Source organism: Planococcus koreensis, assembly GCF_004761975.1.
Taxonomy (GTDB): Bacteria; Bacillota; Bacilli; order Bacillales_A; family Planococcaceae; genus Planococcus; species Planococcus koreensis.
On sequence record NZ_RQII01000013.1, the window covers coordinates 16980 to 30671 of the forward strand.

At 45.1% G+C, this 13692-nt stretch carries 10 protein-coding genes and 1 other annotated feature; all 10 genes read left to right on the forward strand.

From position 1 onward, the window contains the following. The first annotated feature begins 12 nt into the window (after positions 1 to 12). The gene (gene rplA, locus EGV91_RS02515) at positions 13 to 708 is read left to right on the forward strand and encodes a 50S ribosomal protein L1 (protein ID WP_135500610.1); all 696 of its coding nucleotides are present in this window, start codon (positions 13 to 15) and stop codon (positions 706 to 708) included. A 42-nt stretch (positions 709 to 750) separates the two neighbouring features. After that, positions 751 to 898: a sequence feature (ribosomal protein L10 leader region), on the forward strand. A gap of 36 nt (positions 899 to 934) precedes the next feature. Further along, positions 935 to 1435, forward strand: coding sequence for a 50S ribosomal protein L10 (gene rplJ, locus EGV91_RS02520; RefSeq protein ID WP_135500611.1), 501 nt, complete (start codon positions 935 to 937; stop codon positions 1433 to 1435). A 56-nt stretch (positions 1436 to 1491) separates the two neighbouring features. Next, positions 1492 to 1851: a 50S ribosomal protein L7/L12 gene (gene rplL, locus EGV91_RS02525; RefSeq protein ID WP_135500612.1), complete on the forward strand. Its 360-nt coding sequence runs from the start codon at positions 1492 to 1494 to the stop codon at positions 1849 to 1851. Positions 1852 to 1975: 124 nt separating this feature from the next. Beyond that, complete coding sequence (locus EGV91_RS02530) at positions 1976 to 2578, forward strand: class I SAM-dependent methyltransferase (RefSeq protein WP_135500613.1); 603 nt, start codon at positions 1976 to 1978, stop codon at positions 2576 to 2578. 215 nt (positions 2579 to 2793) lie between these two features. Further along, the gene (rpoB, locus tag EGV91_RS02535; RefSeq protein WP_135500614.1) at positions 2794 to 6348 is read left to right on the forward strand and encodes a DNA-directed RNA polymerase subunit beta; all 3555 of its coding nucleotides are present in this window, start codon (positions 2794 to 2796) and stop codon (positions 6346 to 6348) included. A gap of 107 nt (positions 6349 to 6455) precedes the next feature. Next, positions 6456 to 10061: a DNA-directed RNA polymerase subunit beta' gene (rpoC, locus tag EGV91_RS02540; protein WP_135500615.1), complete on the forward strand. Its 3606-nt coding sequence runs from the start codon at positions 6456 to 6458 to the stop codon at positions 10059 to 10061. A gap of 146 nt (positions 10062 to 10207) precedes the next feature. Continuing rightward, on the forward strand, positions 10208 to 10513 hold the full coding sequence (locus tag EGV91_RS02545) for a ribosomal L7Ae/L30e/S12e/Gadd45 family protein (protein WP_241666090.1): 306 nt from the start codon (positions 10208 to 10210) through the stop codon (positions 10511 to 10513). 28 nt (positions 10514 to 10541) lie between these two features. Beyond that, positions 10542 to 10961 (forward strand): 30S ribosomal protein S12, encoded by a 420-nt coding sequence (gene rpsL, locus EGV91_RS02550; protein WP_135500617.1) that lies wholly within the window; start codon positions 10542 to 10544, stop codon positions 10959 to 10961. 44 nt (positions 10962 to 11005) lie between these two features. Continuing rightward, positions 11006 to 11476: a 30S ribosomal protein S7 gene (gene rpsG / locus EGV91_RS02555; RefSeq protein WP_008432480.1), complete on the forward strand. Its 471-nt coding sequence runs from the start codon at positions 11006 to 11008 to the stop codon at positions 11474 to 11476. Positions 11477 to 11527: 51 nt separating this feature from the next. Further along, a complete protein-coding gene (fusA, locus tag EGV91_RS02560) occupies positions 11528 to 13606 on the forward strand; it encodes an elongation factor G (protein WP_135500618.1) in 2079 nt (692 codons plus the stop codon). Positions 13607 to 13692: the final 86 nt, after the last annotated feature.

Genomic DNA, 13692 nt, shown 5'->3' on the forward strand with positions numbered 1-13692 from the left:
AGGACGTTTAAAATGGCTAAAACAGGCAAAAAGCTGCAAGATGCAGCAAAATTGATCGACCGCACAAAACTTTACGAAGCTAAAGAAGCGATCGAACTTGCTAAAAAAGCAAGCACAGTGAACTTTGATGCAACAGTAGAAGTGGCTTTCCGTCTTGGAATCGACACGCGCAAGAACGACCAGCAAATCCGTGGAGCGGTAGTGCTTCCAAACGGTACTGGTAAAACTCAAAGCGTATTGGTTTTCGCTAAAGGCGAAAAACTTAAAGAAGCTGAAGCAGCTGGCGCAGATTTCGTCGGCGATGCTGAATATATCCAAAAAATCCAACAAGGATGGTTTGACTTCGATGTTATCGTTGCAACTCCTGACATGATGGGTGAAGTTGGTAAACTTGGACGCGTTTTAGGGCCAAAAGGCTTAATGCCAAACCCGAAAACAGGCACAGTTACATTTGATGTAACAAAAGCTGTTCAAGAAATCAAAGCTGGTAAAGTGGAATACCGTGCAGACAAAACGGGTATCATCCATGCGCCAATCGGGAAAGTCTCTTTCGAAGACGGCAAACTTGCTGAAAACTTGGAAGCGATCTACGATGTTGTCCTTAAAGCTAAGCCATCGGCTGCTAAAGGCGTATACATCAAATCCCTAAACGTAACAACTACAATGGGACCTGCTGTTAAAGTGGATACTTCTACTGTAGGAAAATAAGAGTTTGACAAACCATTTCCACGTTGCTATAATTGCGAAGTTGTGAAATGCATATTTGTACCGCAGACAGCAGGGGCGCCAGCCGCTTAATTTATCCCTGCCGAGGACATGATGAATTCAGTTGACATCTTTTTGATGCTGATATTATGCCTCTGTGTCTGTTTAGACCAGAGGCTTTTCTTATGGGCTGACGGTACGAATTGAAAAATCTATAGGAGGTGCCAAAATGAGCAAAGCAGTTGAAACGAAAAAAGTTGTCGTGCAGACAATCGCTGATAAATTCAATGCTGCAGCTTCTGTTGTAGTTGTTGATTACCGCGGTTTGAATGTTGCACAAGTAACAGAACTTCGTAAACAGCTTCGTGAAGCAGGCGTTGAGTTTAAAGTTTACAAAAACTCAATGACTCGCCGCGCGACAGAAATGCACGGTCTTGAAGCGATCAACGAACACTTGACAGGACCAAACGCAATTGCATTTTCTAACGAAGATGTAGTAGCTCCAGCGAGAATCATCAACGATTTCGCTAAAAAGAACGAAGCGCTTGAAATTAAAGCGGGTATCATCGAAGGCACTGTTGCATCCGCTGACGATGTAAAAGCATTGGCAGAACTTCCATCACGCGAAGGTCTACTTTCTATGCTACTCAGCGTACTTCAAGCTCCAGTCCGCAACTTTGCTGCTATCACAAAAGCAGTTGCAGACAGCAAAGAAGAACAAGGCGCTTAATAAGTTAGCCGGATAAGCACGACAAAAAAATCAACTTTCCATAGGAGGAAACTATAATGACACAAGAACAAATCTTAGAAGCAATCAAAGAAATGACAGTTCTACAACTTAACGACCTTGTAAAAGCAATCGAAGAAGAGTTCGGCGTAACTGCTGCTGCTCCTGTTGCTGCAGCTGCTGCTGGCGGTGCTGCTGAAGAAGAACAAACTGAATTTGACGTAATCCTAGCTTCTGCTGGCGATCAAAAAATCAAAGTTATCAAAGCAGTACGCGAAGCTACTGGCCTAGGCTTGAAAGAAGCTAAAGCACTAGTTGACGAAGCTCCTAAAGCAATCAAAGAAGGCGTTACTAAAGAAGAAGCTGAAGAACTAAAAGGCAAACTTGAAGAAGTTGGCGCTTCAGTAGAAGTTAAATAATTTCAACACCTTTTGAATAAGAAAGAAGCTCGTCAGTATTCACCGACGGGCTTTTTCTTCTTTTTAAAACCGGAAATTCCGGTGCGGCAGCAGGCTGAGTTGATAAATGTAAGGAGGACTCCTTGTGTCACAGCATTATTATTCCAAAAATCCTCAAACAAAAAGCAATCCTCGAGAATGGACATATACATTGCGGGGCGAAGAATTTCATTTCCAGACAGATGCAGGTGTGTTCAGTAAAGGTGAAGTCGATTTCGGCTCCAAGCTGCTGATCGAAGCATTTAAAGATTCGGACTTGAAAGGGCCAATTCTCGATGTAGGCTGTGGATACGGGCCAATCGGAATGGCCATCGCCAAAACAATTCCCCATAAAGAAGTTCATATGGTAGACGTGAATACACGCGCCATTGAATTGGCTAAAAAAAATACAGAAAAAAATGGCGTAGCCAATGTTCGGATTTATGAGAGTGACGGACTGGCTGCTGTCGAGGCGGAAGGATTTTCGGCGATTTTGACCAACCCGCCGATACGCGCGGGCAAAGACACGATCTTCCGTTTCTACGAAGAGGCATTTGAGAAGCTGGAAAGTGGTGGATCCCTGTGGGTGGTTATCCAGAAAAAGCAGGGTGCGCCATCGACGCAGGAGAAATTAGAGGAACTTTTCGGCAATTGCCGGCAGGCTGACAAGAAGAAGGGTTACTTTATTTTCGAAGCCAGAAAAGTTTGACTTGACAAATCCCTTGTGTTATTATAATGAAATGCAAAATTATTATTTTGAGGTCGTTTGCCCTTTTTGGGGCTTGGCATGGCGGCAGAGCAAATCACGGGTATACCGAAAATGAGCTATTGTTTAGCCTCGTTTTCTTTTTGTCTTTTCGATATCATACACCATCCGGTGGAAATCGCAAAGACCTATAATCGTTTTATTGAGGGGTGAATAAGTTGGCAGGTCAACTAGTTCAGTACGGGCAACATCGTCAACGTAGAAGTTTTTCGAGAATTAAAGAAGTGCTCGATCTTCCTAACCTGATTGAAATTCAATCAGCGTCTTATGAGTGGTTCCTCGAAGAAGGGCTGCGCGAAATGTTCCGAGATATCTCGCCGATTGAAGATTTCACTGGAAATCTTTCGCTCGAGTTTGTAGATTACAGTCTCGCAGAACCAAAGTATCCAGTTTCTGAATCGAAAGAACGCGACGTCACATATGCGGCTCCACTACGCGTAAAAGTACGTCTCCACAACAAAGAAACAGACGAAGTAAAAGAACAGGATGTCTTTATGGGCGATTTCCCATTAATGACGGAAACTGGTACTTTTGTCATCAATGGCGCAGAGCGCGTCATCGTTTCTCAATTAGTGCGTTCACCAAGTGTTTACTTCCACGACAAAACAGACAAAAACGGTAAAAGAGGCTTTGGAGCAACGGTTATTCCTAACCGCGGCGCATGGCTTGAATATGAAACTGACGCAAAAGACGTAGTCTATGTCAGAATCGACCGCACGCGCAAATTGCCGGTCACTGTACTTTTAAGAGCTTTGGGCTTCGGATCCGACCAAGAAATCATCGAATTGCTTGGGGACAATGAATACCTGCAAAACACGCTTGAAAAAGATAATACAGAAAGCACTGAAAAAGCGCTTCTTGAAATTTACGAACGCCTCCGTCCTGGAGAGCCGCCAACAGTCGAAAGCGCTAAGAGCTTACTTTACTCACGCTTTTTCGACCCAAAACGCTATGACCTAGCGAATGTTGGCCGCTACAAAATGAATAAAAAGCTTCACATCAAAAATCGTCTTTTCAACCAGACGATTGCTGAAACGCTGGTTGATCCGGAAACGGGTGAAATCCTTGTTGAAGCAGGCACGCTAATCGATCGCCGTGTCCTGGATCGCTTGATCCCTTATTTGGAAGCTGGAGTTAATTTCCATTCAGTTACCCAAAATGGCGGCGTCCTAGAAGGCGATGTCACATTGCAATCCGTGAAGATTTACGCGCCGAATGATGAAACGCAAAAAGAAATCAATGTTATCAGCAACGCTTACATCGAGGACAAGATCAAACATGTAACGCCAGCCGATATCATTTCTTCTATTAGTTACTTCTTTAACCTACTTTACGGTGTTGGAAACACGGATGATATCGATCATCTTGGAAACCGACGTCTCCGTTCAGTAGGGGAGTTGCTGCAAAACCAATTCCGCATCGGTTTATCCCGTATGGAACGCGTTGTGCGTGAGCGTATGTCGATCAATGACACGCAAGCGATCGTACCGCAGCAATTGATCAACATCCGTCCGGTAATTGCTTCTATCAAAGAGTTCTTCGGTAGCTCTCAGCTCTCCCAGTTCATGGATCAAACAAATCCATTGGGCGAATTGACGCATAAACGCCGCCTTTCTGCATTAGGGCCCGGTGGTTTGACGCGTGAGCGCGCTGGATTCGAAGTACGTGACGTCCATTACTCGCATTATGGGCGCATGTGTCCGATTGAAACGCCTGAGGGACCGAATATCGGGTTGATCAATACATTATCAACATTCGCTAAAGTGAATAAATTCGGCTTTATTGAAACACCTTACCGCCGTGTAGATCCCGAAACAGGCATCGTAACACCTCAAATCGACTATTTGACTGCCGATGAAGAAGATAATTACGTAGTAGCTCAGGCTAATTCGCGATTAAATGATGACGGCTCTTTTGTGGAAAATGAAGTGGTAGCCCGTTTCCGCGGTGAGAACACATTGCTTAAACGCGAACGCATCGATTACATGGATGTCTCGCCGAAGCAGGTTGTTTCAGTAGCGACAGCTTGTATCCCGTTCCTTGAAAACGATGACTCCAACCGAGCATTGATGGGAGCGAACATGCAGCGCCAAGCTGTTCCTTTATTAAACCCTGAAGCGCCTTTCGTCGGCACGGGCATGGAGCATTTGGCTGCAAGAGATTCAGGGGCAGCGGTTATCGCGAAGTTCGAAGGGATTGTTGAATCCGTCGAAGCACGCGAAATCAAAGTACGCCGAATTGAAGAGATAGATGGAAAAGAAGTGAAGGGCGACCTGACTGCTTATAAATTGCAGAAATTTGTCCGTTCCAACCAAGGTACAAGCTACAACCAGCGTCCGATTGTTAAAGTCGGGGACCGGGTTTCGCCTCGCGATATCTTAGCTGATGGACCTTCCATGGAACGCGGTGAAATGGCGCTTGGACGCAACGTTCTAGTTGCATTCATGACTTGGGACGGTTTCAACTATGAAGATGCGATCATCATGAGCGAACGCCTTGTGAAAGATGATGTCTATACTTCAGTCCATATTGAAGAATACGAGTCAGATTCTCGTGATACGAAACTTGGACCAGAAGAAATTACACGCGATATCCCGAACGTCGGCGAAGATGCGTTGCGCAACTTGGACGACCGTGGAATTATCCGTGTCGGTGCCGAAGTTAAAGACGGAGATATCCTAGTCGGTAAGGTAACTCCAAAAGGGGTAACTGAATTGACAGCTGAAGAACGTTTATTGCATGCGATCTTCGGTGAAAAAGCGCGTGAAGTACGCGATACTTCTCTTCGTGTTCCACACGGAGCAGGCGGAATCGTACTTGATGTGAAAATTTTCAACCGTGAAGACGGCGATGAGTTGCCACCAGGTGTAAACCAACTGGTGCGTGCTTATATCGTTCAGAAACGTAAAATTTCTGTCGGCGATAAAATGGCCGGACGCCACGGGAACAAAGGTGTTATCTCGCGTATCCTTCCGGAGGAAGATATGCCATTTATGCCAGACGGAACGCCTGTAGATATCATGCTTAATCCACTTGGTGTACCATCACGTATGAACATCGGGCAAGTTTTGGAGCTTCACTTAGGTATGGCTTCACGCTCGCTTGGCATTCATATGGCATCGTCCGTATTTGACGGCGCCAATGAAGCAGATGTATGGGAAACAATGGAAGAGGCTGGAATGCCGCGCGACGGAAAAACCATCCTTTATGATGGCCGTTCAGGTGAAGCATTCGACAACCGTGTGTCTGTAGGGATCATGTATATGATCAAACTTGCCCACATGGTCGATGATAAATTGCACGCCCGTTCAACAGGTCCTTACTCGCTTGTTACGCAACAGCCATTGGGCGGTAAAGCCCAATTCGGTGGACAGCGCTTCGGTGAGATGGAAGTATGGGCTCTTGAAGCTTATGGGGCAGCCCATACACTTCAGGAAATCCTGACTGTAAAATCGGATGATGTTGTTGGACGCGTGAAAACTTATGAAGCAATTGTCAAAGGTGAAAGCGTGCCAGAACCAAGTGTTCCTGAATCGTTCAAAGTTTTGATCAAAGAGCTCCAAAGTTTAGGTATGGATGTTAAGATGTTAACGATTGACGACGAGGAAATCGAATTGCGCGATTTGGATGAAGAAGAAGATCTTCAGCCAGCGGATTCATTGAACATCTTGCCAATCGCAGATAAAGAAGCTTCTGTTGGAACAGTTGATTGATACATTTTGGAAGCGGAACGGCTTAACTGGCCGTCCGTATTCCAATCACTTGGTCGCAAACGAGGAAGAGCCGTTCAGAAACTCGAGACAAAAGGGAGGTAGGCTCCTTGATAGATGTTAACAATTTTGAGTATATGAAAATCGGATTAGCTTCACCCGATAAAATTCGCTCATGGTCTTATGGAGAAGTCAAAAAGCCAGAAACAATTAACTACCGTACATTAAAACCAGAGAAAGACGGTTTGTTCTGTGAACGTATTTTCGGTCCTACAAAAGACTGGGAATGCCATTGCGGGAAATACAAGCGCGTCCGTTATAAAGGCGTAGTCTGCGATCGTTGCGGCGTTGAAGTCACACGTTCGAAAGTCCGCCGTGAACGCATGGGGCATATCGAACTTGCTGCTCCTGTATCACATATTTGGTATTTCAAAGGAATTCCGAGCCGTATGGGACTTATCCTTGATATGTCTCCACGTTCACTCGAAGAAGTCATCTATTTTGCTTCTTACGTAGTAATCGACCCTGCTGATACACCGCTTGAAAAGAAACAGCTTTTGTCTGAAAAAGAGTATCGCGCTTATCGTGATAAGTTCGGGAAAAAATTCCAGGCTGCAATGGGAGCGGAAGCAATCAAACGACTTCTTCAGGAAATCGACCTTGAGCGCGAAACCGACTCATTGAAAGAAGAATTGAAAACTGCTCAGGGACAACGCCGCACACGTGCGATCAAACGCCTTGAAGTGGTTGAATCATTCCGTAACTCAGGAAACAATCCTGATTGGATGATTCTGGATGTTCTTCCGGTAATTCCGCCAGAGTTGCGCCCGATGGTTCAATTGGACGGAGGCCGCTTTGCGACTTCTGATTTAAACGATCTATATCGTCGCGTAATCAACCGGAACAACCGTCTTAAACGCTTATTGGACCTTGGCGCTCCTAGCATCATTGTCCAAAATGAAAAACGCATGCTTCAGGAAGCTGTTGATGCGTTGATCGATAACGGGCGCCGTGGCCGTCCGGTCACTGGACCGGGTAACCGTCCGTTGAAATCCCTTTCTCATATGCTTAAAGGGAAGCAAGGGCGTTTCCGCCAAAACCTTCTTGGTAAACGTGTTGATTATTCAGGCCGTTCCGTTATCGTTGTAGGACCGAATCTGAAAATGTACCAATGCGGATTGCCTAAAGGAATGGCGATCGAGCTGTTCAAGCCTTTTGTTATGAAAGAACTTGTTGAGCGTGGATTGGCACATAACATCAAGAGCGCGAAACGTAAAATCGAACGATTGCATTCAGAAGTTTGGGATGTACTCGAAGACGTGATCAAGGAGCATCCGGTTCTATTGAACCGGGCACCAACTCTTCACAGACTTGGTATCCAAGCATTCGAACCGACTTTGGTCGAGGGCAAAGCAATCCGTCTGCATCCGCTTGTATGTACAGCATACAATGCCGATTTCGATGGTGACCAAATGGCCGTCCACGTACCGTTATCTTCTGAAGCGCAAGCGGAAGCACGCCTTCTAATGCTTGCTGCCCAGAACATTTTGAACCCGAAAGACGGCAAACCGGTTGTAACTCCGTCCCAGGATATGGTTCTAGGAAACTATTACTTAACACTGGAGCGTAAAGGAGCTACTGGTGAAGGAGCTACATTCTCAGGTCCGGAAGAAGCGCTTGTCGCTTATCAGACTGGCCATGTGCACCTTCACACTAGAATTGCGATTCTAGCCGGGTCGTTGAACAACCCGACGTTTACGGAAGAGCAAAACAAAATGCTTTTATTGACAAGTGTCGGTAAAATTATTTTCAATGAAATCCTTCCGAAATCGTTCCCTTATATCAACGAACCGACTGACTTCAATTTGCAGGTGGAAACACCAGCGAAATATTTCGTGTCGACTACGACGGACATCCGTACTTATATTGCGGAAGCTGAGCTAGTAACCCCGTTTAAAAAGAAAATTCTTGGAGAAATCATTGCAGAAGTCTTCAAACGCTTCCACATTACAGAAACTTCAAGAATGCTTGACCGCATGAAGAGCCTTGGGTTTAAATATTCGACTCAAGCTGGTATTACGGTCGGTGTTGCAGATATCGTAGTACTTCCTGATAAAGGCGAAATCCTGGTTGAAGCACAGGCGAATGTAGATAAAGTGATGAAGCAATTCCGCCGTGGTCTAATCACGGAAGAAGAGCGCTATTCACGCGTCATCTCTTATTGGAGCAGCGCGAAAGATGTTATTCAGGAAAAACTGATGGCATCTCTTGATAAGCTCAACCCGATTTATATGATGAGCGACTCCGGTGCCCGTGGTAACGCATCCAACTTTACCCAGCTTGCGGGTATGCGCGGATTGATGGCCAACCCGGCTGGACGCATCATCGAGTTGCCGATCAAGTCTTCATTCCGTGAAGGTTTGACGGTACTTGAATACTTCATCTCTACACACGGTGCACGTAAAGGTCTTGCCGATACTGCACTGAAAACAGCCGACTCAGGTTACCTGACGCGCCGTTTGGTAGACGTTGCACAAGATGCAATTGTCCGCGAAAACGACTGCGGAACTGACCGTGGCCTATTGGTGGGAGCATTGATGGAAGGGTCGGAAGTGATTGAAGAGCTTGACGAGCGTATTTTGGGCCGTCACGCGAAGAAAACCATCCGCCACCCTGAAACAAAAGAAGTTATTGTAGCGAAGGACGAGTTGATCACACAAGATTTGACGCGCTTGATTGTTGAAGCTGGAATCAAAGAAGTGACAATCCGCTCAGCGTTTACATGTAATACGAAACACGGCGTTTGTAAGAAATGCTACGGAACGAACTTGGCGACTGGTGACGAAGTTGAAGTGGGCGAAGCAGTTGGTATCATTGCGGCTCAGTCAATCGGAGAACCAGGAACTCAGCTTACGATGCGTACATTCCATACAGGCGGGGTAGCAGGAGACGATATTACACAAGGTCTTCCGCGTATCCAGGAAATTTTCGAATCGCGTAATCCGAAAGGGCAAGCGGTCATTTCTGAAATCAACGGTACAGTTACCGAAGTGGATGAAATCCGTGAAGGCCAGAAGGAAATCACGATTCAAGGTGACGTTGAAACACGTAAATACTTGGCACCTTATAATGCCCGCCTTAAAGTGCACGTGGATGATGTCATCCGCCGCGGTGAAGTATTGACGGATGGTTCAATTGATCCGAAGCAATTGCTGCAAGTAAAAGATGTACAATCTGTACAAGTTTACTTGTTAAAAGAAGTTCAAAAAGTATACCGCATGCAAGGCGTTGAAATCGGCGATAAGCACGTGGAAGTTATGGTTCGCCAAATGTTCCGTAAAGTCCGTGTGATTGAAGCTGGAGACACTGAATTGCTGCCAGGATCACTTTTGGATATTCACCAATTCACTGAAGCGAACGTAAAAGCAGTGCTTGAAGGCAATTTGCCTGCTACAAGCCGCCCGGTTATTCTGGGTATCACAAAAGCTTCTCTTGAAACAGAATCATTCCTATCAGCTGCGTCATTCCAGGAAACGACTCGCGTCTTAACAGATGCGGCGATCAAAGGGAAACGCGATGAGCTATTAGGGCTGAAAGAGAACGTCATTATCGGCAAACTTGTTCCAGCTGGAACAGGAATGCAGCGCTACCGCCAAATCAAGATTGCGCAAGCTGAAAAAAAGGCACAGCAAGAGATTGTCGGAAGCGAATCATAATTTAATCTGGTTCCGGAGAGTGCTTTAAAACTCTCCGGGATTTTTTTAAGAAGACTGTTGACACTAGAACCTATGAATGATAACATGTTGAGGGTTGATGGTTTAGCGCTCTGGAACTTTGAGGATATTTTATATCCAGCAACAAAGTGAACCGGGCATGCAAAGCGATCATCGGTATAAAGCAAACAGTAAAAGCATTAAAAAGCGGCATTGTCCAAGAAGCAATAGTGGCAACAGACGCGGTTGATCGAATGGCCGGACAGATTATTGAGCCAGCAAAAGACAAAGGCATTCTGATCGAATTTGCAGATTCACGATTAAAGCTTGGCAAAGTATATGGCATTAATGCCGATGCAGCTGCTGTGGCGATTACTGGATACCAGTTTTTGTGTAGAAAACACAAAGACTTTGTTTTTACCCAAAAAATGAACCACCTGGATATGTGGTATTAGAACACCTTTTGAGAGGAGGAAAAAATCGATGCCTACAATTAACCAATTAGTTAACAATCCCCGTAAACCAAAAAGCACAAAATCAGGCTCACCAGCGTTGAACAAAGGGTATAACAGCTTCAAAAAGTCTCAGACTAACGTAAGCTCACCTCAAAAACGTGGAGTTTGTACTCGTGTTGGTACGATGACACCGAAAAAACCTAACTCCGCATTACGTAAATATGCGCGTGTTCGGTTGACAAACCAAATTGAGGTCAATGCATACATCGGCGGCGAAGGCCACAACCTTCAAGAGCACAGTGTAGTTCTTCTTCGCGGCGGACGCGTAAAAGATTTACCTGGTGTGCGTTACCATATCGTACGTGGAGCACTTGATACTGCTGGAGTTAACGGCCGTATGCAAGGACGTTCTAAATACGGAACTAAACGACCAAAAGTAAAAAAATAAAAAGTTAAAATAACGAAGTGATTTCGTTGAAAGGAGGAACATACATGCCTCGTAAAGGTCCTGTAGCTAAACGTGACGTGTTGCCAGATCCAATTTATAATTCGAAATTGGTGACACGCTTAATTAATAAAATGATGGTTGACGGAAAAAGAGGTACTTCACAAAAGATCCTATACGGAGCGTTCGAACTAGTTAAAGAACGCAGCGGTAAAGATCCGATTGAAGTATACGAACAAGCATTGACTAACGTTATGCCGGTTCTTGAAGTTCGCGCACGCCGTGTCGGTGGAGCAAACTACCAAGTACCAGTTGAAGTTCGTCCAGAGCGCCGTACAACTTTAGGTCTTCGCTACCTTGTAAACTATTCACGTCTTCGTGGAGAGAAAACAATGGAAGAGCGTTTGGCTAATGAAATTTTAGATGCTGCCAACAACACTGGAGCAGCTGTTAAAAAACGCGAAGATATCCACAAAATGGCGGAAGCAAACAAAGCGTTTGCTCATTATCGCTGGTAATTTCTTTCGAGATGTTTACATCTTAATCCGAAACGGAAGGAGAAAGACAACATGGCTAGAGAGTTCTCCTTAGACAAAACACGTAATATCGGGATCATGGCACACATCGATGCTGGTAAAACGACTACTACGGAGCGTATTTTATATTACACAGGCCGTATTCACAAAATCGGCGAAACGCATGAAGGTGCTTCTCAAATGGACTGGATGGAGCAAGAGCAGGAACGTGGCATCACGATCACTTCTGCTGCTACAACAGCTTCATGGAAAAATCACCGCGTTAACATCATCGATACTCCTGGACACGTAGATTTCACAGTTGAAGTTGAACGTTCATTGCGAGTTCTTGATGGAGCTGTTACAGTTCTTGACGCTCAATCAGGTGTTGAGCCACAGACTGAAACGGTTTGGCGCCAAGCTACAACATACGGAGTTCCTCGTATCGTATTCATTAACAAAATGGATAAAATCGGTGCAGACTTCTTATATTCTGTAGGCACATTGCACGATCGCTTACAGGCAAACGCTCACCCGATCCAATTGCCAATCGGCGCTGAAGACGACTTCTCTGCAATCATTGACTTGGTTGAAATGAACGCTCGTTTCTACGCGAACGATTTGGGAACTGAAATCACTGAAGGTGAAATTCCAGAAGAATACAAAGAGCTTGCTGAAGAGTGGCACACTAAATTAGTGGAAGCTGTTGCTGAGCTTGATGAAGACCTTATGGAAAAATACCTAGGCGGCGAAGAAATCACTGTTGACGAACTTAAAGCAGCAATCCGTAAAGGAACGTTGGATGTTGAGTTCTATCCTGTGGTTTGTGGAACTGCATTTAAAAACAAAGGTGTTCAATTGATGCTTGATGCAGTAATTGACTACCTTCCATCACCATTGGATGTACCGCCAATGACTGGCGTTCTTCCGGATTCAGACGAAGAGGTATTGCGCAAACCTAGCGAAGACGAGCCATTCTCTGCACTAGCGTTTAAAGTAATGACAGATCCATACGTAGGGAAATTGACTTTCTTCCGTGTGTATTCTGGAACTCTTAAATCTGGTTCTTATGTACAGAACTCTTCTAAAGGCAAGCGTGAGCGCGTAGGACGTATCCTGCAAATGCACGCAAACTCCCGTGAAGAAATCGCTGAAGTATTTTGTGGAGATATCGCTGCTGCAATCGGTTTGAAAGATACTTCAACAGGTGATACATTGTGTGACGAGAAAGCCCAAGTAATTCTTGAGCGTATGGTCTTCCCGGAACCAGTTATCTCATTGTCAGTTGAACCGAAATCAAAAGCGGATCAAGACAAAATGGGTCAAGCCCTTGCTAAATTGCAAGAAGAGGATCCAACTTTCCGTGCGCATACTGACCAGGAAACTGGCCAAACAATCATCGCAGGTATGGGTGAACTTCACCTTGATATCCTAGTTGACCGCATGCGCCGTGAATTCAACGTAGAAGCTAACGTGGGTGCACCTCAGGTTTCATACCGTGAGACATTCCGCAATACGGCTAAAGTTGAAGGTAAGTTCGTTCGCCAATCTGGTGGACGCGGACAATTCGGACACGTTTGGATTGAATTCTCTCCAAACGAAGAAGGAGCAGGTTTTGAATTTGAAAATGCTGTCGTTGGTGGTGTTGTTCCACGTGAATACATCCCAGCTGTTGAAGCGGGTCTGCGCGACTCTCTAGACAACGGTGTTATCGCCGGATATCCATTGATCGATATCAAAGCTAAATTGTACGATGGTTCTTACCATGACGTCGATTCGAATGAAATGGCATTTAAAGTTGCTGCATCTATGGCTCTTAAAAATGCTATCTCTAAAGTCAACCCGGTTCTTCTTGAGCCAATCATGCGCGTCGAGGTTGTTATCCCTGAGGAATACCTTGGAGATATCATGGGTGACATTACGTCACGCCGCGGCCGTGTAGAAGGTATGGAATCTCGCGGAAACGCACAAGTTGTCCGTGCGATGGTACCTCTTGCTGAAATGTTCGGATATGCAACTTCATTGCGTTCTAACACGCAAGGCCGTGGTGTGTTCTCAATGCACTTCGATCACTATGAAGAAGTTCCGAAATCAATTTCTGAAGAAATTATCAAAAAAAATAAAGGTCAATAATTGAATTTTGATCTTTAATAAAGTATAAATAGTTTGTATGTCTGGAATAATAGGGCCCTATTATTCCGGCACTTCAAACTACCGAA